The organism is Pseudomonas sp. E1BtOHC1 (genome assembly GCF_058744285.1).
In genome coordinates this window covers 4,605,098-4,631,564 of record NZ_CP196023.1, presented here as the reverse complement: position 1 = coordinate 4,631,564, position 26,467 = coordinate 4,605,098, and the positions used below count along the sequence as shown (strand labels likewise).

General features: G+C 66.4%; 12 protein-coding genes. 11 read left to right on the top strand and 1 reads right to left on the bottom strand.

What is annotated here, in order from left to right; translation table 11 throughout:
• The first annotated feature begins 125 nt into the window (after window positions 1-125).
• A complete protein-coding gene (locus tag ACSSVC_RS20805; RefSeq protein WP_404940028.1) occupies window positions 126-554 on the top strand; it encodes a type II secretion system protein N in 429 nt (142 codons plus the stop codon).
• Between the two features lie 3 nt (window positions 555-557).
• On the opposite strand, the gene gspI is transcribed toward ACSSVC_RS20805, so the two are convergent.
• Window positions 558-944: a type II secretion system minor pseudopilin GspI gene (gspI, locus tag ACSSVC_RS20800; protein ID WP_404936997.1), complete on the bottom strand. Its 387-nt coding sequence runs from the start codon at window positions 942-944 to the stop codon at window positions 558-560.
• Between the two features lie 148 nt (window positions 945-1,092).
• Here gspI and gspG point away from each other — a divergent pair, with 148 nt between their 5' ends.
• The 10 genes from gspG (at window position 1,093) to ACSSVC_RS20750 (ending at window position 26,388) form a co-directional block, all read left to right on the top strand.
• Window positions 1,093-1,539 (top strand): type II secretion system major pseudopilin GspG, encoded by a 447-nt coding sequence (gspG, locus tag ACSSVC_RS20795; RefSeq protein ID WP_123725119.1) that lies wholly within the window; start codon window positions 1,093-1,095, stop codon window positions 1,537-1,539.
• A gap of 8 nt (window positions 1,540-1,547) precedes the next feature.
• Window positions 1,548-2,531 carry a type II secretion system minor pseudopilin GspK gene (gene gspK / locus ACSSVC_RS20790; RefSeq protein ID WP_346636323.1) on the top strand — a complete coding sequence of 328 codons (984 nt, stop codon included), beginning with the start codon at window positions 1,548-1,550 and terminating at the stop codon, window positions 2,529-2,531.
• Window positions 2,528-3,712, top strand: coding sequence for a type II secretion system protein GspL (gene gspL, locus ACSSVC_RS20785; RefSeq protein ID WP_492611302.1), 1,185 nt, complete (start codon window positions 2,528-2,530; stop codon window positions 3,710-3,712). Before gspK ends, gspL begins: the two co-directional genes overlap by 4 nt.
• Complete coding sequence (locus tag ACSSVC_RS20780; RefSeq protein ID WP_446440674.1) at window positions 3,705-4,265, top strand: type II secretion system protein M; 561 nt, start codon at window positions 3,705-3,707, stop codon at window positions 4,263-4,265. Before gspL ends, ACSSVC_RS20780 begins: the two co-directional genes overlap by 8 nt.
• A complete protein-coding gene (gene gspD / locus ACSSVC_RS20775) occupies window positions 4,262-6,652 on the top strand; it encodes a type II secretion system secretin GspD (RefSeq protein WP_492611301.1) in 2,391 nt (796 codons plus the stop codon). The genes ACSSVC_RS20780 and gspD overlap by 4 nt, the downstream gene beginning before the upstream one ends.
• 1,306 nt (window positions 6,653-7,958) lie before the next feature.
• Window positions 7,959-9,380 carry a type II secretion system ATPase GspE gene (gene gspE / locus ACSSVC_RS20770; RefSeq protein ID WP_346634215.1) on the top strand — a complete coding sequence of 474 codons (1,422 nt, stop codon included), beginning with the start codon at window positions 7,959-7,961 and terminating at the stop codon, window positions 9,378-9,380.
• Window positions 9,380-10,591 carry a type II secretion system inner membrane protein GspF gene (gene gspF / locus ACSSVC_RS20765; RefSeq protein ID WP_492611300.1) on the top strand — a complete coding sequence of 404 codons (1,212 nt, stop codon included), beginning with the start codon at window positions 9,380-9,382 and terminating at the stop codon, window positions 10,589-10,591. The genes gspE and gspF overlap by 1 nt, the downstream gene beginning before the upstream one ends.
• A gap of 538 nt (window positions 10,592-11,129) precedes the next feature.
• On the top strand, window positions 11,130-12,323 hold the full coding sequence (locus ACSSVC_RS20760) for a substrate-binding domain-containing protein (RefSeq protein ID WP_346634217.1): 1,194 nt from the start codon (window positions 11,130-11,132) through the stop codon (window positions 12,321-12,323).
• A 163-nt stretch (window positions 12,324-12,486) separates the two neighbouring features.
• Window positions 12,487-13,659, top strand: a complete 1,173-nt coding sequence (locus tag ACSSVC_RS20755; RefSeq protein WP_492611299.1) for a substrate-binding domain-containing protein — start codon at window positions 12,487-12,489, stop codon at window positions 13,657-13,659.
• A 192-nt stretch (window positions 13,660-13,851) separates the two neighbouring features.
• Complete coding sequence (locus tag ACSSVC_RS20750) at window positions 13,852-26,388, top strand: filamentous hemagglutinin family protein (RefSeq protein ID WP_492611298.1); 12,537 nt, start codon at window positions 13,852-13,854, stop codon at window positions 26,386-26,388.
• Window positions 26,389-26,467 lie beyond the last annotated feature (79 nt).

Below are 26,467 nucleotides of genomic sequence, written 5' to 3'. Positions count from 1 at the left end.
TGTGCTCCTTGGCGACGGGACGGGCCCGTCCGATGCAGATGATCGTGCAGTGAAATAAAACCGTGAGAATTGAGCTGTAGGCTGTGGCAACGGACAAACAGGAGGTCCCGCCGATGCTACGTGCCATGTCATTTCCGTCGCGCCTTGACGCCCCCCGGCTGCTGCAATACGCGGCGTTGCTGGCGGCCCTGGCCGGTGTCGCCACCTGGTCGTCGCTGCTGCTGACCCCGGCGCAGTCCCAGCCCCCGGCGGTGGCGCCCCAGGTGCTTGCCGCGCGCTCCGACAACCCGGCCTTGCAGTGGTTTGCCAACCAGCCGGTCCAGGTGGAGATCAAGGTGTCCGGGGTCATGGCCGGCGCCCAGGGCGCGGTGGCAATCCTCAGCCTGAACGACGGTCCACCGCGCAGCTTCCTGGCCGGCGAGCAACTGACCCAGGGGGTGCGCCTGGCGGCCGTCGAGGCCGACGGCGTGCTGATCGAGCGCGGCGGCGAGCAGTCGCGGGTCAAGGTCAGCAAGTTGCCGGACTCGCCGCTGCTGCCACGGCTGACCCGTTGAGCCTCATTGGCGCGGTGCCTGGGGCCGGCTGACCAGGGTTTCCAGGCGGGCCAGGGGCGGCGCTTCGCGGCTGCGGTCACGCACCTGGACACTGACCCGCAACAGTCCGGGCACGGTTGCGGTGCCAATCGCCTGTTCGCAGCGCAGCTTCAGGCGCCCCTGGTCGCAATCGACGCTCTTCAATCCGCTGGGCAAACGGCCTTCCAGGCGCAACTCGGCGAGCCGGCTCTGCGCTGCCAGCAAGGCCAGGGACTTGTCCCGCAGCAGACCGTTGCTCTGGGTCATCAGCCCGGCCACGCGCACCGCTGCGGCCATCGCCACGGCAATGATGGCCAGGGCCACCAGCACCTCGATCAGGGTAAATCCAGCTTGTTTGGACAAGGCTCGCATGGGCCCCTCGAGACTGGGAAACAGTCTCGCAGACTAGCCTGCAGGCTTGACCGAATGGCGACTGAAACTCCCGAGGTTTTTCAATACCACTGACATATCTTCTTGCAACACTGCGCGACGAATCGAACTCAAGCCAAGGAATGTCGAGATGGATATCGCGCCTGTCACCTCAACCGCTCCACCCCGAAGCCAGCGTGGCTTCACCCTGATCGAGATCATGGTGGTGGTGGTCATCCTCGGGATTCTTGCGGTGATGGTGGTGCCCAAGGTCCTGGACCGTCCGGACCAGGCTCGGGCCACGGCGGCCAAGCAGGATATCGCCGGCCTGATGCAGGCCCTGAAGCTGTATCGCCTCGACCACGGCAGCTACCCGAACATGAACCAGGGCCTCAAGGTGCTGGTGGAGCGTCCGGCCAATGCCAAGGACAGCAACTGGCGCTCCTACCTGGAGCGGCTGCCCAACGATCCCTGGGGCCGTCCCTATCACTACCTCAACCCGGGGGCCAATGGTGAGGTGGATGTGTTCTCCCTCGGTGCCGACGGCCAGCCCGATGGCGACGGCGTGAATGCCGATATCGGCTCCTGGCAGCTGTAAGGCCGGCCATGAACAGCCATTCGCCCAATGCGGCGAAGCAGCGTGGCATGGCCATTATCAGCGCCTTGCTGATCGCCGCGGTGGTGGCGGTGATTGCCGCTGCCATGCTCTCCCGGCAAAGCACCTTTACCCGCACCGTGGAAGCCGAGCAGGCGCGGGTGATGGGGATCGGGGTGTTGCAGGGCGGCCTGGAATACAGCCGGCAATTGCTGTGGGACGCCCGTCAGCGCGATGTCCTGACCCGACTCGACCAGGCCTGGGCACGGCCCATCGGCGATCAGGCCCTGGGCGGCTTCAACGCTGGGTTCCAGGGGCGCCTGCAAGACCTGCAAGGCAAGTTCAACCTGCGCAATCTGGTGTTCAACCAGCAAGTGGACCCGGTGCAGTTGCAGGCCTTCGAACAGCTGTGTCAGCTGATCGGCATCGACAGCGCCCTGAGCCGCCGCATCAGCCAGCGGGTGATCGCTTCCTATCCCCAGCGCTTGGGCAGCACACCGCCCGCTGCCAGCCACCCGGGCAGCTTCAACAGCGGTCGCCTGACGTCCCCGGGCGCAGCGACCCAGACCTTGCCGCCCCGTCAGCCGATGCTGCGCAGCCTGGACGACCTGCGCGGCATCCAGGGTCTGGACCAGGCCCGGCTGGCCCGTCTTGAACCCTACGTCAGCATCCTGCCGGGCAACACCTGGATCAACGGCAACACCGCCAGTGCCGAGGTACTGACGGCGGCGGTGCCGGGGCTGCCACTGTCCCGGGCCAAGGCCCTGGTGGCGGAACGCGATGCCGGGCACTGGTTCATCAATCGTGGCGACTTCCTCAACCGTCTGCGCATGCCCCATCTTGCGGTGGAGCAGATCAAGGTCGGCATCACCAGCGAATGGTTCCTGCTCCAGGGCCAGGCTCGCCGCGATCAGCGTCGGGTCAGCCTGGAGGCCCTGTTGCACCGTCCCGAGGACCGCATGCCCCAGGTGATCTGGTCGCGGGTGGGGGCATGAGTCGCTTGCGTATCGCCTTGCCGCCCCTGGCCGAGTTGCTCGCGGCTGAACCACCATTGGCCAGCCCGGTGGACTTCGCCCGGCTCGATCGCAGTGGACGGGTCAGGGAGATCGGCCGCAGTCCCCTGGGGCAACTGGCCCAGGGTGACAAACCGGTGCCGGTGGAGTGCTTCCTGCATCCGCTGGACAGCCTGCTGACCCAGATCGAGTTGCCTCAGTTGCCGGCGGCGCGGATCAAGGCCGCGGTGGACTGCGCTGCCCAGGCGCTGATCCTCGGCCCCAGTGAGCAGATGCATGTGGCCCATGGCGCCCGGGATGCCCAGGGACAGGTGGCCCTGAGCTGGTTGCCCAAGACCGCACTGCAGGCCCTGGGACGTGTGTTGGCAGAGGCCGGACTGAAGCTTCAGGGGCTGTACCCGGCGCCTTATGCCTTGCCGGTGCCACCGTCGGGGCAAGCCAACCTGTGCCTGCTCGATGGCCAGCTACTGCTGCGCCAGAGCAGCGGGCAGGGCAGCGTGCAGCCGCTGGTGGAAGAAACCCTGGAACAGTTGCAGGCCTCGGGCTGCGAGGTGGGCTGGATCGGCGATGCCGCGCCGCCGGCCTGCCAGCCGCTGCCGGCCGAGCAACGCTGGAGTGGTCCGCTGCCGGGATGGGGCTTGCACGCCGGCGCGGTGGCGGGGGGCGTGAAGGCCCAAGGCTGGGGCCGGGCCCTGGGTTGCTGCGCCCTGGCAGTGCTGATCTGGATCGTGGGGCTGAACCTGTATGCCGCCCGTGAGGCCGAACAGGGCCAGCGGCTCAAGGCGCAGATGAGTCAGCGGGTCAGGCAGGTGTTCCCCCAGTTGCCGGTGGTGCTCAATCCCTTGCAGCAGGCCCGCCAGCAACTGGCGGCGCAGCAGAGCGGGGCGGCGGACCCGACCCAGGTGTTCACCCGCCTGTTGCAACAGGCCGGTAGCGCCATGCCCTTTATGGTGGGCAGCGTGCAGAGCCTGAGTTTTGCCGAGGAGCGCTTGCAGCTGGAGCTGCTGCCGGACACGCCCAAGAGCGCCGAAAGCGGCTGGCAGGGCGCCTTGACCCAGGCCGGCTACAGCGTCCGGGCCGAAGGCAATGGCTGGAGCCTGAGCCCGGCCGCAGACGAACCGGCCAACGTCGCCGACACCCCCGCGGGAGCTGAAGATGAATAAGGCCATGCTGGCGCAGTATCAGGCGCGTTGGTCGCGCCTGCGGACCCAGGCCCAGGGCCATTGGAGCACTCTGGCGCCAAGGGAAAAACGCCTGCTCAGCGCCACCGCCCTGGGCGTGCTGGGGCTGCTGCTGTGGTGGCTGTTGATCCAGCCGCCGCTGAAGAAGATCGACTACTGGCAAGCCGAGACGCCGAAGCTGCGCGCCCAGGCCGAGGCCCTGGAGGTGCTGTTGCACGAGGCGGCGGGCAGCAACAGCCGTGGCACTAGCCTTGAGCAATCCTTGCGCCAGACCCTGGACGGGGCCGGGCTCAAGGACCACTACCAGTTGCAACAGCCTGATGAAGCCGGCCCCCAGAGCTGGCGTTTGACCTTTGAGCAGGCCCCGGCGGATGCCGTGGTCGGCTGGCTGCTGGGGGCTCCCCGGCAGCTTTCACTGCAGGTGGTGGAGGCCCGTCTGCAACGCGCAGCCGCGGCCGCCGCCCAAGACTCGGCAGGCACACTGTCCGGGACCGTTCGCATGGATCAGGCGCAGGGCGCTAAGGAAGCTTCATGAAGTGGTCAGGTTGCAATTACGTGCGCCAGTGTCGCAAGGCCGCACCTTTTCTGTTGCTGGCGTTGGGGGCCTGCAGCAACACCCCGTCCACCACGCCGCCGCCCTTGCTGGTGGACAGCGAACTGGGCCAGCCCCTGGCCGATACCCGGCGCAGCGGCGATGCCCTGTTGGATCGCCAGCGCTTGCAGGCACAACAGGCTCAACGACCTAAGGTCCTGCACCCGGTGACCAACAGCAGTCGCGGCCACGGCAGCCCGCGCAGCACCAGCGTGCCGCGCAACCCCCTGGGGGATCAGCCGGTGCAACTGAACTTCGTCGACGCCGATATCCAGGCGGTGGTACGGGCCTTGTCCCGCTCCACCGGCCAGCAGTTCCTGGTGGACCCGCGGGTCAAGGGCAACCTGACCCTGGTCAGCGAAGGCCAGGTGCCGGCCCATCAGGCCTACGACATGCTGCTGGCGGCGCTGCGCATGCAGGGCTTTTCCGTGGTGGACGTGGGCGGCGTAGCCCAGGTGGTGCCCGAGGCCGACGCCAAGCTGCTGGGCGGGCCGATCTACAGCGCCGACAAGCCGGCGGGCAACGGCATGCTGACCCGCACCTTTCGCCTGCAATACGAAAATGCGGTGAACCTGATCCCGGTGCTACGGCCCATCGTTTCGCCGAACAACCCGATCAACGCCTACCCGGGCAACAACAGCATCGTGGTCACCGACTATGCCGAGAACCTGCAGCGAGTCGCGCAGATCATCGACGGCATCGACACCCCCAGCGCCATCGACACCGATGTGGTAGCGGTGCAGAACGGCATCGCCGTGGACATTGCCACCATGGTGGCCGAACTGCTGGAAACCCAGGGCGGCGACCAGACCCAGAAAATCAGCGTGATCGGCGACCCGCGTTCCAACTCCATCATCATCCGTGCCGGCAGCCCGGAGCGTACCGAGCTGGCGCGCAACCTGATCTACAAACTGGACAACGCCCAGAGCAACCCGAGCAACCTGCACGTGGTCTACCTGCGCAACGCCCAGGCCGGCAAGCTGGCCCAGGCCCTGCGCGGGTTGTTGACCGGCGAAAGCGACAGCGGCGGCAACGACGGCGCCCGGGCCATGCTCAGCGGCATGGGCGGCAACAGCCAGAGCGGCCAGAGCCCGACTCAGAACAGCAGCGGCACGCCCACCGGCAGTGGCAACGTCAGCAGCAGTGGCGGCAGCGCCTACGGCCAGGGCAGCAACTCCGGCAGCGGCTTGAGCGGCACTGGCCAGGCAACGGATCAGAACACCGCCTTCAGCGCCGGCGGGGTCACCATCCAGGCCGACGCCACCACCAACACCTTGCTGATCTCCGCCCCGGACCCGCTGTACCGCAACCTGCGGGAAGTCATCGACCAGCTCGACCAGCGTCGCGCCCAAGTGGTGATCGAGAGCCTGATCGTCGAAGTCGGCGAGGACGATGCCAGTGAATTCGGCATGCAATGGCAGGCCGGCAACCTCGGTGGGCGTGGCGGCTTTGGCGGGGTCAACCTCGGCGGCAGCGGGCTGGTGGGCACCCCGGCCAGCAAGACCAGCATCGACGTATTGCCCAAGGGCCTGAACATCGGCGTGGTCAACGGCACCGTGGACATCCCGGGGATCGGCAAAGTGCTGGACCTCAAGGTCCTGGCCCGGGCGTTGAAGAGCAAGGGCGGAACCAACGTGTTGTCGACGCCGAATCTTTTGACCCTGGATAACGAGGCAGCGAGCATTTTTGTTGGCCAGACCATTCCCTTTGTTACCGGCAGTTATGTCACCGGAGGCGGCGGCACCAGCAACAACCCGTTCCAGACCGTGCAGCGCGAAGAAGTGGGTCTCAAGCTCAATGTGCGGCCGCAGATTTCCGAGGGTGGCACGGTCAAACTGGACATCTACCAGGAAGTCAGCGGCGTCGATCCCCGTGCCTCGGTGGATGCCGGGACCGTGACCAACAAGCGTGCGATCGATACCAGCATCCTCTTGGATGACGGGCAGATCATGGTGCTGGGCGGGTTGCTGCAGGACGGTTATAGCCAGAGCAATGACGCGGTGCCGTGGTTGTCGAACATTCCCGGGCTGGGGGCGTTGTTTCGCAATGAGAAGCGCAGCATTACCAAGACCAACCTGATGGTGTTCCTGCGGCCTTACATCATTCGTGACAGTGGCGCGGGGCGCAGCATTACCCTCAATCGTTACGACTTCATGCGCCGGGCGCAGGGGGAGTTGCAGCCGGAGCGCAGTTGGGCGATGCCGGATATGCAGGCGCCGCAGTTGCCTTCGGCGGCGAAGGCGATTCCGGGGGCGGTGCCGGTGTCGTTGCAGACGCCTGGGGCTGGGCAGGGGCCGCGGGCGACGATCAGGGCGGTGCCGGTGCAATGAATGGGGGCAGATTCGTTTATGGCGAGGCGGGGGACATATCCGCTGCTGCGGGTGTAGCCACTTATGGTTCCGCTTTTACAGCGGGGGATGGAGGACATATTGGGTACATATCCATTCCTGCGGGTGTGGCCACTTATGGTTTCGCCCTTACGGCGAGTCCCTTTTTACAAACGCCTAAAAAGGAACCAAAAACGCTTGCCCCTCCATGGGCCCCTCGCTGGGGCTCGGGGTTCCCTCGCTTCGGCATTGCTCCGGGGGCCCGCCGCCAACCGGCCATCCATGGCCGGGTGGCGGCTAGCTTGGCATCCATGCCGAGCTGCCCCCTACGCAACGCCTACGCTCGGCCGGCTGGGAAGGGGCCTGAAGATCAAGATCAAGATCAAAAGCCAGAGCCAAGCGCGTGTTACGCGCTTTTTGTAGGAGCCGGCTTGCCGGCGAAGAGGCCCGTGAGACATGCATCGCCTGGGCGGACGCCTTCGCTGGCAAGCCAGCTCCTACAGCAGTCAGATACACCGTGCAGTTTCCCGTAGGAGCCGGCTTGCCGGCGAAGAGGCCCGTAAGACATGCATCGCCTGGGCGGACGCCTTCGCTGGCAAGCCAGCTCCTACAGCAGTCAGATACACCGTGCAGTTTCCCGTAGGAGCCGGCTTGCCGGCGAAGAGGCCCGTAAGACATGCATCGCCTGGGCGGACGCCTTCGCTGGCAAGCCAGCTCCTACAGCAGTCAGATACACCGTGCAGTTTCCCGTAGGAGCCGGCTTGCCGGCGAAGAGGCCCGTAAGACATGCATTGCCTGGGCGGACGCCTTCGCTGGCAAGCCAGCTCCTACATGGGGGGCGCTACACGCCGCGCCAGCTTCAGGCCGGCCGGCAGGCCGCCGTCGCGCTTTTGATTTTGATCTTGATCTGAGCGCCCCGTTAACCACGATGGCCGAACGCAGGCATTGAGCCGTGGGTAACCCGGCAGGGATGCCGGGTTAGCCGCCACCCGGCCATGGATGGCCGGTGGCGGCGGCCCACGGATCAATGCCGGAGTGAGGGCATGCCGAGCCTAGGCGAGGCACCGAGTGGAGGGGCAGAGCGTTTTGCTTACTTTTGCGCTTTTCAAAAGTGAGCCGCTGTAAGAGCGGAACCCTAAGTGGCCGCACCCGCAGCACCGGATATGCACCCAACCCCCGCTGTAAAAGCGGAACCGTAAGCCGCCACACCCGCAGGAACGGATATGTACCCAACCCCGCGGTAAGAACAAAAACCGTAATCAGCCCCACCCGCACCACCGGATATGCACCCCACCAGGAGGCACAAGCAATGACCACCCAGCTCCCCTACGCCTGGGCCAAATCCCAACGCATTCTCCTGCGTCACAGCGAGGAGGGCGCCACCCTGCTGGTTTGCCCCTCGACCCCCGGCTGGTCGATCAGCGAAGCCCGTCGCCAGTTCGGCCCCGCACGCCTGGAGCGCATCCGCGACGACGAACTCGACGGGCTCTTGGCCACGGCCTACGCCGACACCGGCAGCGCCGCGGCGGTGGTCGGGGCAGCGGAGAATGAGGTGGACCTGGACCGCCTGATGCAAGACATGCCGGAAATCACCGACTTGCTGGACACCCAGGACGGTGCCCCGGTGATCCGCATGATCAACGCCTTGCTCACCCAGGCCGCGCGGGATGAGGCCAGTGATATCCATATCGAGCCCTTTGAAACCCACTCGGTGGTGCGCTACCGGGTCGACGGCACCCTGCGCGACGTGGTCTCGCCACGCAAGGCGCTGCACGGGGCACTGGTGTCGCGGATCAAGATCATGGCCCAGTTGGATATCGCCGAAAAACGCCTGCCCCAGGACGGGCGCATTGCCTTGCGGGTGGCCGGGCGGCCCATCGACATTCGTGTGTCCACGGTGCCCACCGGCCACGGCGAGCGGGTGGTGATGCGTCTGCTGGACAAGCAGGCCGGGCGCCTGCAACTGGAAACCCTGGGCATGGACCCGGATGTCCTGGCGCGTCTGGATGGCTTGATCCGTCAGCCCCACGGCATCGTCCTGGTCACCGGTCCCACCGGCAGCGGCAAGACCACCAGCCTCTACGCCGCCCTGGCCCGGCTGGATGCCAGCACCAGCAATATCCTCACCGTCGAGGACCCGGTGGAATACGACTTGCCGGGCATCAGCCAGATCCAGGTCAACGCCAAGATCGACATGACCTTCGCCCTGGCCCTGCGGGCGATTCTGCGCCAGGACCCGGACGTGATCATGATCGGCGAGATCCGCGACCTGGAAACCGCGCAGATCGCAGTCCAGGCCTCGCTCACCGGGCACTTGGTGCTGGCGACCCTGCACACCAACGACGCGGTCTCGGCGGTCAACCGCCTGATTGACATGGGGGTGGAGCCTTTCCTCCTGGCCTCGTCGATGCTCGGGGTGCTGGCCCAGCGGCTGGTGCGCCGCTTGTGCAACCAGTGCAAGCAAGCCGATCCGGCCCATCCCGGTACCTGGCACCCGGTGGGCTGCCCGGCCTGCAACCACATCGGCTACAGCGGCCGCACCGGGATTCATGAGCTGTTCTGCATCGACGATGACATCCGCAGCCTGATCCACCAGGGCGCCGACGAGCAGGCCCTGCGGGCCGCCGCGCGGCGGGCGGGGATGCTGAGCATGCGTGAGGACGGCGAGCGCTGGGTACGCAGCGGCGCCACCGCACCGGAAGAAATCCTACGTGTGACACGGGACGCCTGATGAATCGCTATCGCTACGAAGCCGCCGACGCGCTCGGCAAGATCGAGTCCGGCCACCTGGAAGCCGACAGCCAGGGCGCGGCTTTCGCCAGCCTGCGCAGCCGGGGCCTGACTGCGCTGAAGGTGCAACTGGACAGCAACCCAGGCACCGGCGCAGCAGGGGGACTCTTCAGCCCCAGGCTCAGCGACAACGACCTAGCCTGGGCCACGCGCCAGCTAGCCAGCCTGCTGGGGGCCAGCCTGCCCCTGGAGGCGGCGCTGAGTGCCACGGTGGAGCAGGCCGAGCGCAAGCACATCGCCCAGACCCTGAGCGCGGTGCGCGCGGATGTGCGCAGCGGCATGCGCCTGGCCGAGGCCCTGGCGGCGCGCCCGCGGGACTTTCCGGACATCTACCGGGCGCTGATTGCCGCGGGTGAAGAGTCCGGCGACCTGGCCCAGGTCATGGAGCGGCTGGCGGACTATATCGAGGAGCGCAACGGCCTGCGGGGCAAGATCCTGACCGCCTTTATCTACCCCGGGGTGGTGGGACTGGTGTCCATCGGCATCGTGATTTTCCTGCTCAGTTATGTGGTGCCCCAGGTGGTCAGCGCCTTTTCCCAGGCCCGCCAGGACCTGCCGGGGCTGACCCTGGCCATGCTCAACGCCAGCGACTTCATTCGTGCCTGGGGCATTCAGTGTTTCGGCGCCATGGTGGCGGGGTTCTGGGGTTGGCGGCTGTACCTGCGCAACCCCCGGGCACGCTTGAGCTGGCACAGTCGGATTCTGCGCCTGCCGCTGTTCGGGCGTTTTGTCCTGGGGTTGAACACCGCGCGTTTCGCCTCGACCCTGGCGATTCTCAGCGGCGCCGGGGTGCCGCTGCTGCGGGCCCTGGACGCGGCGCGCCAGACCCTGTCCAACGACCGCCTGAGCCAGAGCGTCAGCGAGGCCACGGCCAAGGTGCGCGAAGGGGCCAACCTGGCGGCTGCGCTGCGGGTGGAGAAAGTCTTCCCGCCGGTGCTGATCCACCTGATCGCCAGTGGCGAAAAGACCGGTGCCTTGCCGCCGATGCTGGAGCGGGCGGCCCTGACCCTGTCCCGGGATATCGAACGTCGGGCCATGGGCATGACCGCGTTGCTCGAACCGCTGATGATCGTGGTCATGGGCGGTGTGGTGCTGGTGATCGTCATGGCGGTGATGCTGCCGATCATCGAGATCAACCAGTTGGTGACCTGAACCGCACAACCCGACCCAACCTGACCCCGTCCGGCCCGATCTGGCTCGGTCCGTAGGAGCTGGCTTGCCAGCGAAGGCGTCGGCACCGGCGATGCAGGTCTCGCGGGCCTCTTCGCCGGCAAGCCGGCTCCTACGAGGGGGGCGCAGCCGAGGTACAGGGCAGGCATAAATTTTCATCCCGCCAGCCTCACTCCCGACCGGGCAACGGGCCAAGCTCGGGTTCCTCGTTCTGTCATGTTCCAGCGCTGTCTGCACCACCCTCGGCGCTTGCAGGGCGATGCCGGCGCCAGCCTCGGAAACCTGGCTGTCACCTTCCCGGGAAAGGCCCGAAAAACGGCGACAAACACCCGAGAATCTTTTGCAAAAACAGCCGGTTTCTCCCGAGGTTTTTTCCTTTATCTGTCACCGGAAACTGCGAACTTCTCTTTCCATGGCCTCACCCCTCAAGCCGTCTGGAACAAGGCTTTTGGCCCGAGCGCCATGGCGTCATGCAAGAGCTATTCACCCAACGTACGAACACGACGAAAGGAGATTCTTCATGTTTAAGCGCAACGTTCTGGCGGCATCCATGACCCTGGCAGCCCTGTGCTCGGCACAAGCTGCAATGGCTGACATCAACGGTGGTGGCGCTACCCTGCCACAACCGCTGTATCAGACCTCCGGCGTACTGACTGCCGGCTTCGCTCCCTACATCGGCGTAGGCAGCGGCAACGGCAAATCTGCCTTCCTGAACAACGATTACACCAAGTTCGTGGCCGGCACTACTGGCAAGAACGTGCACTGGGCCGGCAGCGATTCCAAGCTCTCTGCCACTGAACTGAGCGCCTACGCCAGCGGTCACGAAGCCGCATGGGGCAAGCTGATCCAGGTGCCTTCGGTCGCCACTTCGGTTGCCATTCCGTTCAACAAGGCCGGCACTGCTGCCGTTGACCTGAGCGTCAACGACCTGTGCGGCGTGTTCTCGGGCCGTGTCTCTACCTGGAACCAGATCGCCGGTTCGGGCCGTACCGGTGCCATCACCGTGGTCTACCGCAACGAAAGCAGCGGCACCACCGAGCTGTTCACCCGTTTCCTCAACGCCAAGTGCGCTGAAACCGGCACCTTCGCCGTGACCACCAACTTCGCCTCCAGCTACTCGGGTGGCCTGCCTGCCGGTGCAGTAGCCGCGGTCACCAGCCAAGGCGTGATGGACGCGCTGAACGCTGCCGACGGTCGCATCACCTACATGAGCCCGGACTACGCCGCCACGACCCTGGCCGGTCTGGACGACGCTACCAAGGTGGCCAAGGTGGCCGGTGTTTCGCCAGCGCCTGCCAACGTTTCCGCCGCCATCGAAGCCATCGAGCCTCCGACCGTGCTGCGCAAGGATGGCACCATCGTCGATGGCACCAAGCCTAACAACTGGGTACCGGTATTCGCGGCTACTGCCAGCGCCACCGATCCAAGCGTCGTGCCTTACCCAACCACCGGCTACCCGATCCTGGGCTTCACCAACCTGATCTTCAGCCAGTGCTACGCCGACGCTACCCAGACCTCGCAAGTGCGGACTTTCTTCGGCCGTCACTATGGTTCCAGCTCGCTGACCAACAACGACAACGCCATCAAGAACAACCGCTTCGTACCGCTGCCAGCGGCCTGGAAAACCGCCATTCGTGACAACTTCGTCAACGCTTCCAACGTGCTGAGCATCGGCAACACCAGCGTCTGCAACACCATCGGTCGTCCGCTGTAACGCAGGCTGCTACCGAGTCGCAACACCCGATCAGCAACGGTTTGCGCCGTTGCTGATTTTTTTGTCCTGCAGCTGCCACCCACGGCGTTGCAGGTATCCGCACGGCGCTGCCCAGGTTCGCGGACCTGTCCCTGGCACGCCCTGATTCGACAGGAGTCTGATCATGCCCAACGTCCATTGGTGGATGGCTTCATTGCTTTGCAGTGCCGTGTGCGCCCAGCCAGCGCTGGCGGATTTGAATGGTGGCGGTTCAACCTTGCCCCAGCCGCTGTACCAGACCCCCGGTGTACTGAGTGCGGGGTTCGCACCGTATCTGGGCCTGGATCAGCGCGACCGGGAAGCGTTTCTGAACAACGACTACGGCGCCCTGGTGCCGGGGGATAACAGCAAGAATGTGCACTGGATAGCCACTGAGTCCAAGTTGACCAGCGCCCAGCTGAACAACTATGCCTTGCTGCACAAGCCGGCCTGGGGGCCACTGATACAGGTGCCGTCAGCGGCCACCAGTATCGCGATTGCGTTCAACAAGCCCGGCGCTGCCTTGAACCTGAGCACCAATGACCTATGCGGCATTTTTTCCGGTCGCTTGTATGACTGGAGTCACCTCTATGGTTCGGCGCGTAACGGCCCGATCACCGTGGTTTACCCCCAGGGTTCAAGCGCTACCACGGAAGTGTTCACGCGCTTTCTCAATGCCCGTTGCACCGAGCCCGGCGGGCCATTCACGGCGAGCCGATCCTTCGCCTACGCCCATCCTTACGGACCTCCGGCCAATGCCGTCACCGCTGTCGGCAGCGCGCAGATCATGGCGACGGTGAATGCCACGGTCGGCAGCATCACCTTCATCGGCGCGCCGTACGCGGCGAGCAGCCTGGCGGGCCTTGAGGATGGCAGCAAGGTGGCGCAGGTGGACGGTGTCGCCCCGACACCGGCCAACATCCGCGATGCGATCGACGCCATCAGGACCCCATTGTCGCCGGAGCTCATGCCGTACCTGAGCGACCCCAACACTTGGGTGCCGCAGTTTGCCGCAAACCCTAGCCCCTACGATCCCAGTGTGGTGGCTTATCCGCATGTCGGGTATCCGATTCTGGGCTTCACCAATCTGGTGTTCAGCCAGTGCTACGCCGATGCCACCCAGACTGCGCAGGTCCGGGCGTTCTTCTCTCGTCACTACAGCGTGTTTGGGCTCAACGACGCGGCCATCAGGAACAACCGCCTGCAACCGCTGCCCGCTAACTGGAAGACGGCGATTCGCAACACCTTTCTCACCCCGACCAGCGCCTTGAGCATCGGCAATCCCAACGTCTGCAACGGTATTGGGCGTCCTCTTTGAGGGCGCTGCGGCAACGGCCCGGGCCGTTGCCGCAACCTGTTGTGGCCCGCATTACACCCGGCAGATGAATTTTCCGTGACATCCGTTCGGTCGCGCCTTGCGCCAACGGCCTATTCCCTAAAGCAGTGACGCGCGCCCTGGGCCCTACAAGCGTCGCGCTCCCGTGGGCGTCATAACAAAGGATGAGTAGTAATGGTTCGCTGCAAACCTCCGGTCAAATCCCCAGCCCTGCGCCTTGATGGCGAGATGCCGATCCTGCGGCTCAAGCCCCTGGCCCACGCCATCGCCCTGTTGATGATGGCGGGCAGTGCCCATGGCGCCACGGCGTTCAGTTCCGGCTGGTTTGCCGACAAGGGCGCCTCCCAGGCTGCCACCGCCGCGCGCACCAACGGCCAGGTGCCGGGGATTCCGCCGTTGTCCCAGCAGACCCGGGCCAACCAGCAGTTGCAGCGTTCCTTGAGCAATCTCAATGCCAGCGTCGCCGCCATCGCCGCCCAGCAGGCGGCCCAGGCCGCGGCGCGTCAGGCGGCCTTCGGCACGGTGAGCAGTATTCCCGATGGCCTTGGCCAGGGCGGGCTCAAGGTCGACAACAGCCTGACCCAGGGCTGGATCAACGCCAAGGGTCCGGTGCAGAGCCAGTCCGGCGGCAAGACCACGGTGACCATCGAACAGACCGCCGACAAGGCCATCCTCAACTGGGAGACCTTCAACGTCGGGCGCAACACCACCGTGGACTTCCAGCAGCAGTCCAACTGGGCGCTGCTGAACAAGGTCAACGACCCCAACGGTCGGCCCAGCGAGATCCAGGGCCAGATCAAGGGCGCCGGCACGGTGATGATCATGAACCGCAATGGGGTGATCTTTACCGGCACCAGTCAGGTCAACGTGCGCAATCTGGTGGCGGCCGCGGCCACCATCAGCGATGAACAGTTCACCCAGCGCGGGCTCTATGTGGACGCCAACGGCACCCAGCCGACCTTCAGCGACGCGCTGGGCAAGGTCCAGGTGCAGCGTGGCGCGCTGATCCAGACCCACGCTCCGGCCAGTTCCACCGAGTCCGGCGGTTATGCCTTGCTCCTGGGCGCGGAAGTGGAGAACGCCGGCACCCTCGTCACCGCCAAGGGCCAGACCACTCTGGCTGCCGGCGACAGTTTCTACATCCGCCGCGGGGTCGGCACCAGCGGCAACCAGCACTCGACGACACGGGGCAATGAGGTCGCCACCTCGCTCAAGCCCGGCAGCAGCGCCGGCAAGGTCAGCAACAGCGGGCTGATCATGGCGTCCACCGGCGACATCACCCTGACCGGGCATCAGGTGCAACAGAACGGCGTGGCCCTGGCCAGCACCTCGGTGGACACCCGCGGCACTATCCACTTGCTCAACGCCGCCAGCGACAGCACCGGCAGCGTGACCCTGGGGCAGGGCAGCACCACGGCGATTGTGCTGGACAGCTCCGGCAGCACCGCCCTGGACAGCCAGCGCAACAATAGCCTGATCAACCTCGACGGCACCCCGACCAACCTGATCACCGGCCAGTTCAATAACTTGAGCAGCGTCGCCGACCGCACTGACCAGTCCCGGGTGGAGATCGTCAGCGGCGGCAGTGTGGACTTCCAGAACGGCTCCATCACCCTGGCCACCGGTGGCCAGGTGGCGGTCAGCGCCGGGCAGCGCAGTCTGGTGCGCGATGGCGCGGTGATCGATGTGGCCGGCGCCGTCGGGGTCAAGGTGGCGATGGAGTCCAATAACATCAAGATCAACGTCCAGGGCAACGAGCAGCGCGACTCGGCGGGCAACCGCGACAGCGGCCAGTTGATCAACAACGACGTCTGGGTCGACCTGCGCGAACTGGTGTTCGTCCCGGCGGGCACCAACGGCTACGCCACCGATCGCTGGTACACCGCCGGCGGCCTGCTGGAAGTGGGCGGCTACCTGGGCACCCAGGGCCACAACATTGGCGAGTGGATGGCCCAGGGCGGCACCCTGACCTTTACCGGCAAGGAGGTGGTGACCCAATCCGGGGCTCAGTTGAACCTGTCCGGCGGTACCGTCGATGTGCAGGGCGGCTATATCCAGCAGACCTGGCTCAAGGGCGCCGACGGGCGTCTGTACGAACTGTCCCGGGCTCCGGGAGACCTGCTCTACACCGGCATCTACAAGGGCTATGTGGACAGCAGCCCGCGCTGGGGCCGCACCGATTACTACTACAATCCGCTGATCGCCCAGCAGCGCCGCTACGAGGCCGGCTACAGCGTCGGCCGCGATGCCGGCAAGCTGGTGATCGGTACCGGCAACGCGGTGCTTGAAGGCCAGCTGGTCAGCGAAGTGTTCAAGGGCGACCGCCAGACCCAGGCGCCGAACCTCAACCTCGATGGCTATCAGCAATCGCACAAGGCCGCGGCCCAGCGTGCGCAGCTGATCATTGGCAACTACACGCCGATCTACAACAAGGCCAGCGGCACCTTGCGCTATGCCCTGAGTCCCACCGTGGACAAGGTGCTGATCGAGGCCAACCAGCAGAAGATCGCCGACGGCCTGGACCTCACTACAGCGCTGCCGGCCAACCGTCAGGGCCAACTGGTGCTGGACAGCGACACGCTCAACGGCTTCCAGCTGGGGGCGATCAAGGTCGGCGCCAAGCAGCAGATCCAGGTCAACAGCGCGCTGCAAGTGGCGCACGGCGGCGACATCACCCTGTTCGGGCCAGAGGTCAAGGTCAACGCCGACCTCACGGCCCATGGCGGCAGCATCAACGCCGGCAACGTACTGAACCAGGTGGATGTGAACCGCAACTTCGTGGTCGGCGATGTGATCCTCGCGCCCGCTGGCGGTGCCCAGGCCCGGGTCGATGTGGCCAGCGGGGTCAAGCTGGATGTCAGTGGGCGCTGGAGCAACCTGGCCCTGGACCCGTCGGACAGCAGCGGCCTGGCCTTTATCAACGGTGGCAAGCTGTCGTTGCGCAGCAGCGGCGACCTCAACCTGGGCAACGGCACCCTGGTGGATGCCGGCTCCGGCGCCGGCATTGGCTATGACGGCAAGACCAGCGGCGGCAAGGGCGGTGACGTGACCCTGGCGGCCGACGGCAAGCTCGACCTCAATGGCGAGCTGCGCGGTTATGGGGTCAACGGCGGCGGCACCCTGGCCCTGCAGGCCCACAAGGTACTGATCGGCGCCAAGGACGTCGTCCCGCAAGCCGGCACCCTGCAACTGGCGGGGGACTTCTTCAACAAGGGCTTCGGCGCCTACGACATCACCGGCAACGAAGGCCTGACGGTGGCCGACGGTGCCCAGGTCGAGGTCAAGATGCCGGTCTACCGCTTCGGAGCCCAGGCTGGCAGCAGCGCCACTGGCAGCGATCCGGCCAGCGTTCTGCAGCCATGGCTGCCGGAGCTCTACCCGCAGGACGCGGCCAAGGGCGTGCTGACCCAGCGCCGTGGCGCCGGGTTGACCCTGAGCGCCGGCAATCAGTACTCCACGGCTGCCCAGTTGGCCACCACGGCGCTGAACGTGGGGCAGGGCGCGGTGATCAATGTCGATCCGGGGCAGGCCATCAACCTGCGCAGCGTTGGCCAGTTGACCATGAACGGCACGCTGAATGCCTGGGGCGGCAGCGTCAGTCTGGGCGGCCTGACGGTGGCCAGTTCCGAGGCCGCCAACGCCGCCGGTCACGGGCGTTCGATCTGGGTCGGCGAGCAGGCGCTGATCGACGTGGCGGCGCGGGCGGTAAGCGCCGTGGACAACCGCGGTCGCCGTTACGGTCAGGTGCGCAATGGCGGCAAGATCGCTATCGGTGGCGAGATTGACCTGGCCACCGGTATTGCCAAGGCCAGCGACCTGTTTGTGGTGGTGCGCGACGGGGCGCGTCTCGACGCTTCCGGGGCCCAGGCGGCCCTGGACATTCCCGGCCAGGGCCGGGTGCAGGTGGCCAGCAACGGTGGCAGCATCAGTTTCGCCTCCAACAACGGCCTGTACCTGGACGGCAGCTTCGTCGCCCGGGCCGGGGGCGCCGGCGCGGCGGGGGGCACTTTGTCCCTGGCCCTGGAAAGCCCGTACTACATCAAGAACGCGGTCAACGACCGGGTGCTCAAGGCCCGGGAGCTGGTGCTCAGCCAGAGCCATCAGGGCAGTGCGCTGCCCGGTAGCGCCGACGCCGCAGCCGCCAGCCTGGAGTACGGCCACGGCCGCCTCGGGGTGGATCAGGTCACAGCCGGTGGCTTCGACAACCTGGCACTGCTGAGCAACGGTCTGCTGAGCTTCGACGGCGATGTGTCGCTGAACATGGGCCAGAGCCTGCGCCTGTACAGCGGCGCCCTGAACCTCAGCGACAGCGCCGCGGCCAATAGCCGGGTCAACCTGTCGGCACCCTACCTGTTGCTGGCGGGCATCCTCGCGCCCCTGGAGGCCAAGGATCAATACGTGCGTCCGGTCGCCACCGGCACGCCGTCGCAACGGGGCACACAGGCGCAGTTCAACGCCAGCGGCCAGTTGATCGATGTGCGCGGCAACGTGGTGTTCGGCAGCAAGGGTACCTTGCGCCAGGCCGACAACAGCCTGCTCAGCGTCGAGCGCCGGGGCTTCGACCATGTGCAACTGACCAGCCAGGGCGACCTGCGCTTTCTTGCCGGGGCCGGTGCCGATGTGATCGCCAAGGGCATCAGCACCCAGTTGCTGACCCAGGGCGACATGACCCTGCGGGCCGCACAGCTGTACCCGGCCACCGAGGTCGGGGCCCGGGTGATTGCCGGTTACCTCAACGATATCTCCGGCACCAGCATCAACTTCGACCCCGCGCGCACCCTGACCATCGGCCGCACCGGCAATGACCAGGCGCCTGTGCCTTACTCGGCCTTCGGCCGCTTGCAACTGGGCGCGGCCAGCATCAAGCAAGGCGGGGTGATTCGGGCGCCCCTGGGCCTGATCGAGATCGGCAACCTGGGCGCCAGCCAGGTCGAGTTGCTGCCCGGCAGCCTGACTTCGGTCAGCGGCAAGGGCCTGGTATTGCCTTACGGCGGCACCGTCGATGGCCAGGTCTACAAGTACAACGGCAAGACCGTGACCTTCCTCGGCCAGGGCGCCCTGGTGAACGAGAACAGCGACCTGAGCGTCGGGGTGATCCTGGGGGGCAAGGCGGTGCAGGTGCAATCCAATGCCACTGTGGACCTGTCCGGTGGCGGCGAGCTGCTGGGCGCCGGGTTCATTTCCGGGCGCGGCGGTTCCACCGATGCGCGCTACAGCCCACTGGTGCAGATCGGCGCCAACGGCAGCTTCATCCTGCCGGGCCTGGCCAGCAACCCGATCTACGCCATCGTCCCCGGAGTGCAGCCGGGCTATGCACCGGTGGCGCCGGAGGGCGGCGCGGTGGACCCGCTGATCGGCCAGCAGATCACTATCGGCGCCGGAGTGCCGGGGTTGGCGGCGGGCACCTACACCCTGATGCCGTCCACCTATGCACTGATGCCGGGGGCCTTCCGCGTGGAGATCAACGGCCTGGCCGGGCTCGGCACCGAAGGTGCGACCCAGCAACTGCGCAACGGCTCCTGGTCCACCGCCGGGCGCTTGTCGATCGCCCATACCGGGATCGGCAACAGTGTCGCCAGCCAGTTGATCCTGACGTCGGCCGATACCCTGCGCCGCTATTCCCAATACAACGAAACCGGCTATGCCCAGTTCGCCCTGGCCGATGCGGCCAAGCTCGGCGTGCCACGACCGATGCTGCCGGTGGATGCCAAGACCCTGAAACTGGCCCTGCAGCCGGGCGCCGGTGCCGATGCCTTTTCCTTCCAGGGCATCGGGCGCTTCGATGCCGCTGCCGGGGGCTACGGCGGCACCGTCGCGGTATTGAACATGGGCGAGGGCGGCATTGAAGTGGTGGCCAGGGGCAAGTCCGCCACCGGCGGCTTCAATGGGGTCACCCTGGACGCCAACAGCCTCAATGCCATGGGCGCGGCGCGCCTGATGCTCGGTGGCCTGACCCTGGTCAAATATGGCCAGGGCGGCAACTACATCACCCTGGCCGAAGGCATCAATGCGCCCAAGGGCTCCATCACCTTGCGCGAGGGCGTGACCCTGGCGGCGCCGGAAGTGTTCCTGGTGAGCAATACCGGGCAGATCGTCCTGGAGCAGGGCGCGTCGATCAACAGCCTGGGCCGCGGCAAGGCCAGCTATGACGCCCGTGACGGTTTCACCTATCAGGTGGCCAACATGCTGGCTGTCTCCAACGGCCTGCTCAATGTGATCGGCAAGGCGCAAGCGGGCGGGCAATCCAGTGGCGGCATCCGGCTCGGGGTGTGCAGCAGCGCTCCCTGCAGCGGCCAGACCGCGCTGTACTCCGACGGCAGCATCGTCGCCCTGACCGACAACGCCTTTGAACTGGGCGATCAGGTGCGCTATGGCACCCGCCATCTGAACCTGGGGTTGAACACCATCAATGTCGGCAGTGCCGAAGCCCTGGCGGCCGCGGCGGCCGGCAATCGCCTGCCCAGCGGCATGACCCTGACTCAGCAAGTGCTGGACCGCCTGCTGCGCGGCGATACCCAGTCCGGCGCGCCGGCCCTGGAGACTCTGCAGCTCTCGGCCCGGGACAGTTTCAACTTCTACGGCAGCACTCGCCTTGACACCTACGACCCGCTCACCGGCCAGTCGCTGCTGAGTAACCTGATGCTGTCCACTCCGGCGATCTATGGCGCAGGTGGTGCCAACGATGTGGCCAGCATCCACACCGCCAACCTGATCTGGCAGGGCGCCGAGGCACCGGCCGGGGCGGTAGTGGCCGGTGGTGCCGGTACTGGCAGCGGGCGTCTGGAAATCAATGCCGAGCGCATTGAATTCGGCTATGGCGCCTTTGCTCAGCCCAGCAGCAGCAAGAGCCTGGACCGCTTGGCCCTGGGTTTTGCCGGGGTCAACCTGAATGCCAGCCAGCGTATTACCGCCAACCACAAGGGCAGCCTCAGGGTCTATCAGCACCAGGGGGCTTACGACCCGGTCAGCGGCTTTGCCTACAGCGGCGGCAACCTGAATATCCTCACCCCGCTGATGACCGGCGAGGCCGGATCGGTGAACCGCATCACTGCCGGTGGCGCCATCGATATCAGCGCCTCGGCCGGGCCCCGTGGCACGGCCAATGGCCAGGGCGCGGAACTGTCCCTGCAGGGCGACAGCCTGCGTCTGGCCAGCGCCGTGGTGCTGCCCAGCGGCAAGGTGACCCTGAGTGCCCGTGGCGATGTGCTGCTCAGCGATGCGGCGTTGATCGATGTGGCCGGTCGGGCCAGCGCGTTCAATGACCTGACCCGCTACGGTGCCGGTGGTGAAGTGCTGCTGCAAAGCCGCGAGGGCAATGTGCTGCAGGCGGCGGGCTCGACCATCGACCTCTCGGCCAGCAACAACCAGGCCGGCAAACTGCGGGCGGTGGCGCTGGACGGCGCTGCCGGCACAGTGGACCTGGCCGGCAAGATCCTCGGCAGCAGCAGCGGTACCTATGATGCCGGCGGTACCCGGGTGCCTTACCTGGGCGGTGCGGTGGAAATCCAGGCCCAGCGCCTGGGCAGCAGCGGCACCCTGGACGAGCAGTTCGCCGCCCTCAACCAGCGTCTGAATCAGGGGCAGGTCCATGGGGCGCGCAGCTTCCAGCTCAAGCAGGGCGACCTGAACATCGGCAACGGGGTCAAGGCCAACACTGTCAACGTCTCGCTGGACAACGGCAGCCTGAGGGTCAGCGGGCGGGTGGACGCCAGCGGCGAGCAGGTCGGCAGCATCAACCTGGCCGCCAGCAATGGTCTGACGCTGGACCGCAGCGCGGTGCTCGATGCCCATGGCAATCAGCTACGCGTGGACAGCTACGGCAAGATCATCGATGCGCCGAACCGTGCCACCGTGGTGCTCAATTCCGGCCAGGGCCGGCTGACCCTGGCCGAGGGTGTGCGCATTGACCTGCGCCATGGCACCGAGGTGGCGTCGGGCAGTGCGGCGGGGCAGAACGACGGCCGCAGCCGCGGCACCCTGGAATTGAATGCGCCGCGTATCGTCCAGGCGGACCAGAGCAGCAATGACATCGATATCGATGCCCGCGGCGCGCTGGATATCCGCGGGGCGCGTTCGATCGCGGTCAACGGCATGCTGCGCTACGACGATGCACCGCAGAAGTCCGATGCCACCGCCAGCGGTCGCCCTTACCAGGAGATCACCCAGGCCTATCTCAACGCCAAACATGCCCAGAGCACGGCCTTTATCAACGCGGCCCTGCAAAACAGCGACCTGCTGCAGAACAAACTGGCCGGGCTGAACAACGCCAGCTACGCCGATGCCTTGCATCTGCGGCCGGGGGTCGAGATCGTCAGCAAGACTGCGGACGGCGATCTGGTGGTGCAGGGTGACCTGGACTTGTCCGGCTATCGCTATGCCAGCCTCAATCCCCATAGCCAGAAGACCTCGGTCTACGGCTCCGGCGAGGTCGGCAGCCTGACGTTGCGGGCCGGCGGCGACCTGAACATCTACGGCAGCATCAACGATGGTTTCGCCCCACCGCCCCCGAGCGCAGACGACAAGGGCTGGGTGCTGTTGTCGGGAGTGGACTTCAGTGGCGGCTCCACCCTTGTGCCGGGCAGCGGAGTGACCCTGGCCGATGGCACGGGCTTCCCCTCGGGCACCATCCTCAACTACGACCTGCCGATCAAGGGCTTGAGCCTGAGTGCGGGCACCCGCCTGCCGGTCACCGCAGTGCTCGACCAGAGCCTGGTACTGCCGGCGGGCACGGTACTTGCGGCCGCGGTGCGTGACGCGGCGGGCAATCTGCTGTTCGCCGCCGGGACTCTGCTCAGCGAGGCCCAGACCCTGGTGGCCGGCACCCGGCTCGACGCCGGCAGCCTGCTGACCCAGAACGTGCGCTTGCAGCCGATGACCTGGCCCAAGGGGGTGGCACTGCCCAAGGTCAGTGCCGGGCTGGTGCTGCTCGACGGCAGCAAGGCGCTGCCCAAGGGCGCGCTGATTCCTGCCGGAACCAACGTCAAGCTGCCGGGAGGCGTCGAGTCGGTGCAGTTGCGACCGGACGTGACCGGGCCCCAGGGCCGGCTCTGGGCCATTGCGCCGATGCTCGCCGAGGGCTCGCAATCCTGGTCCCTGCGTCTGGTGGCCGGGGCCGATACCGAGGCCGCCGACAGCCGCATCCTGCAAGCCACGCCTCGCAGCGGCGACCTGCATCTGGCGGACAGTCACTACGGCATGTTTGCCAAGGAACTGCCGGCCAGGGGTTTGATGACCTGGACCTTGGCGGCGGTCCAGGCCCTGGCGGAAAACGGCGTGGTGGTCAAGGAAGGCGACCCGGTGGACCAGAAAGTCCTCGATGACCTGGAGCAGGGCAGCATTGCCGAGTTCTGCGCGCAGACGCCGGAGTTCTGCGCAATGAAGGCCACCTACGTCTGGACCCAGGCCGCGGTGGACGAACTGGCCCAGGCCGATATCGTGGTCAAGGTGGGGGAGGTGATCGATGAAAAGTTCATTCAGGACCTGGGGCTGCCTTCGGTAGCGGCCATGTGCGCCGAGACGCCGAGCTTCTGCCAGGCGCAAAGCGCCAAGGAGTACGAGGCCCGGCCGTCCAGTAGCCGTTTCAGTGTGGTGCGTACCGGTACCGGCGACCTGGAACTGCTCAGCGCCGGCAACCTGAGCATGGACTCGCTGTATGGGGTCTATACCGCCGGGACTTCATCCACGGCCACTCGCGCCGGCGATCCTTACAACCAGCCTCGCGGCCTGGGCAGCGGCAGCACGGTGCTCAACGATCCGGGCAGCTACTTCGAGCAGTTCGTCAATGGCAGCGGCACCAGCCTGTATCGTGCCTGGTACCCGGAGGCGGGGGGCAATCTGCGGATCGACGTCGGTGGCGACCTGACCGGCAACATCACCAATGTCGCCGGCAACAGCAACAGTTGGCCCAATCCCAAGGACAGCGGCCTGGACTCGGCCGAGGTGGGCAACTGGTTGTGGCGCCAGGGCAGCGCCGATGTCGCCACCGGCGGCTCGGCCCAACCCACGGCCTGGTGGATCAACTTCGGCACCTACGCCGCGGGCGTTGCCGACAAGATGGTGGGTTTCACCGGCTTCGGCACCCTGGGGGGCGGCAACCTGGAGGTGAATGTCGGCGGTGACGCCGGAGTCCTGCAGGGGCTGTCCAGTGCTGCCGGCATCAGCCCGCGCAGCCAGGGGCTGGTGTTGGCGGTGGGCAGCACCGGACGGCTCGCCAGCGATGGCAGCCTGCAACTGACCGGCGGTGGCGACCTGCGGGTGCGTATTGCCGGAGCCCTGAACCCGCTCGCCGAGCTGAGCAACGATCATCGCAGCGGCATGCTGGTCAACCTGCGCGGCAACACCCAACTGCAGAGTGCCTCCCAGGGCAGCATCAATCTGCTCTATGGCGGCACCAGCGTTGACCACAACCCCAGCGAAACCCGGGCTTTCGATCCATTGCGTGCCACGCGCGGCCTGGCCCAGGGCGGCATGACCCTGGTGCCGGGCGATGCCACCTACCAGCTGCAGACCCTGGGGGATCTGGTGGTGCAGAACGTCGAGGACCCGGGACGGATCAAGCAGTTCAACCCGGCGCCTTTCAGCCGTGGAACCCAGTCAGGCACTGGCCAGAGCTGGTTCACCCTGTGGACCGACAGCACCGCCGTCGACCTGTTGTCCCTGGGCGGCAATCTGACGCCGTTCACCACCTCTTCCAGCGCGACCGATCTGGCGGTGGTCTACCCGTCGATACTGCGCGCCGTGGCCAGCAGTGGCAGCCTCTACTACGGCAAGGCCGCCGCGCCTCAGCGTGAGGACGTCAACTATCGCTACCCCTTGCTGCTGGCGCCCGGTGCCAAGGGGCAGTTGCAGTTCCTGGCCGAGGACTCGATTTATGCCGGTGGTTTCACGGTCAGCCAGTCCGGGGCTGCCGCCAGTGCGCTGGCGACGCCATGGCATCCGGCCTTTGTCGGGCGCATCGGCAATACGCTGGTGGCCAGCAACCTGTCAGTCAATGGCAACCCGGCGGTGTCGACCTTGCCGCTGTTCGCCTTCGATTCCGGCAGCGTCTCCGGGATCATCGAGGGCGCCATGGACCCGGCACGCTTCTACGCGGTAAACGGCGACCTGCTGGGGGTCAATAGCGGGCGGATCATTACCTTCGGCACCCAGGCCTCGCAGTTGCACGCCGGGCAGACCTGGTACGAAGGCAGTCGTGCGGTGTGGATGATGGCCGGGCGCGACATCGTCAGCAGTGGCCGGGTCTACGGCGTCGGCGATCCGGGCGATGCTTCGTCTGCCCAGGGCAACCTGTTCGTCCATAACAGTCCCAGCGACATTTCCATCGTCAGCGCCGGGCGCGACATCCTCTACAGCAACTTCAACGTCGCCGGTCCCGGCACCCTGGAACTGACGGCGGGGCGCAACATCCTCATGGAGGACAAGGTCAGCATCACCAGCATCGGCGCCGTGGCACCGGGGGACACTCGTCCCGGGGCCAGTATCGTGATGCAGGCCGGGGTCGGACCCTCGGGGCCGGACTATCGGCGCTTCGTCGAGGCCTATCTGGACCCGAGCCGGCTGGCTCAGCCCGGTGAAAGCCTGGCGGCGGGCAAGGTGGCCAAGACCTACGAGGCTGAGCTGGTGGACTGGCTGGCGCAGCGCTTCGGCTTTGTCGGCGACAGCACCCAGGCCCGGGCCTACTACGCGAGCTTGCCGGCGGAGCAGCAGCGGGTGTTTGCCCGGGATGTGTATTTTGCCGAGCTCAAGGCCGCCGGCCGCGAGTACACCCAGGACGGCGGGATACGCCAGGGCAGCTACGCCCGGGGCCGGGCGGCGATTGCCGGGCTGTTCCCGAGCACCGATGTGGCCGGCAACCCGATCACCTACAAGGGCGATATCACCCTGTTCGGCGGCGCCGGGGTGCACACCGATTTCGGCGGCAACATCCAGATGCTGACCCCGGGCGGCAACCAGACCTTCGGCATCGAAGGCACAGCGCCACCGGCGTCGGCCGGGGTCATCACCCAGGGTTCGGGGGACATCCAGCTGTACTCCCTGGGCAGCATCCTTCTGGGCCAGAGCCGGATCATGACCACCTTCGGCGGCTCGATCATGGGCTGGTCGGCAGCGGGCGACATCAACGCCGGTCGCGGTTCCAAGACCACCGTGGTCTACACCCCGCCCAAGCGGGTCTACGACAACTGGGGCAACGTCAGCCTGTCGCCGTCGGTGCCCAGCACCGGGGCGGGGATCGCCACCCTGAATCCGATTGCCGAAGTGGCGGCCGGGGACATCGACTTGATCGCCCCCCTGGGCACCATCGATGCCGGCGAGGCGGGTATCCGGGTCTCGGGCAACGTCAATATCGCGGCACTGCGGGTGGTCAACGCGGCGAACATCCAGACCCAGGGCAAGTCGTCCGGGGTGCCGGTGACGGCGGCGGTCAACACCGGGGCCATGAGCTCGGCCAGTGCCGCGGGCTCGGCGGCGTCCCAGGCCGCGGAGGACGCGGCGCGCAATCAGCAGACGGCAGCCAAGCAGGGCCGGGCGTCCATCGTCACCGTGGAAGTGCTGGGCTTTGGTTCCGAACCGGTGCAACGCCAGCGTGAAGAAGCCAGCCGCACCCCGGGCTACAACCCCGACAGCCCGGTGCAGGTACTGGGGGCCGGGCCCTTGAGCGAACAGGCCCGGGCGCGCCTGACCGATGAGGAGCGTGGACAACTGACGCTGTAAGGTTCTCTCGTGGTAGCAAGGCTTGGGGGCGATCATTGATCGCCCCTTTTTTATGCGCTGTACCGGCGTTGCGGGCGTT

What these genes read in the sequence shown, in the direction of transcription:
- ACSSVC_RS20805 (WP_404940028.1), top strand. Translation starts at nt 126, where the DNA reads ATGTCATTTCCGTCGCGCCTTGACGCCCCCCGGCTGCTGCAATACGCG.
- gspI (WP_404936997.1), bottom strand. Translation starts at nt 944, where the DNA reads ATGCGAGCCTTGTCCAAACAAGCTGGATTTACCCTGATCGAGGTGCTG.
- gspG (WP_123725119.1), top strand. Translation starts at nt 1,093, where the DNA reads ATGGATATCGCGCCTGTCACCTCAACCGCTCCACCCCGAAGCCAGCGT.
- gspK (WP_346636323.1), top strand. Translation starts at nt 1,548, where the DNA reads ATGAACAGCCATTCGCCCAATGCGGCGAAGCAGCGTGGCATGGCCATT.
- gspL (WP_492611302.1), top strand. Translation starts at nt 2,528, where the DNA reads ATGAGTCGCTTGCGTATCGCCTTGCCGCCCCTGGCCGAGTTGCTCGCG.
- ACSSVC_RS20780 (WP_446440674.1), top strand. Translation starts at nt 3,705, where the DNA reads ATGAATAAGGCCATGCTGGCGCAGTATCAGGCGCGTTGGTCGCGCCTG.
- gspD (WP_492611301.1), top strand. Translation starts at nt 4,262, where the DNA reads ATGAAGTGGTCAGGTTGCAATTACGTGCGCCAGTGTCGCAAGGCCGCA.
- gspE (WP_346634215.1), top strand. Translation starts at nt 7,959, where the DNA reads ATGACCACCCAGCTCCCCTACGCCTGGGCCAAATCCCAACGCATTCTC.
- gspF (WP_492611300.1), top strand. Translation starts at nt 9,380, where the DNA reads ATGAATCGCTATCGCTACGAAGCCGCCGACGCGCTCGGCAAGATCGAG.
- ACSSVC_RS20760 (WP_346634217.1), top strand. Translation starts at nt 11,130, where the DNA reads ATGTTTAAGCGCAACGTTCTGGCGGCATCCATGACCCTGGCAGCCCTG.
- ACSSVC_RS20755 (WP_492611299.1), top strand. Translation starts at nt 12,487, where the DNA reads ATGCCCAACGTCCATTGGTGGATGGCTTCATTGCTTTGCAGTGCCGTG.
- ACSSVC_RS20750 (WP_492611298.1), top strand. Translation starts at nt 13,852, where the DNA reads ATGGTTCGCTGCAAACCTCCGGTCAAATCCCCAGCCCTGCGCCTTGAT.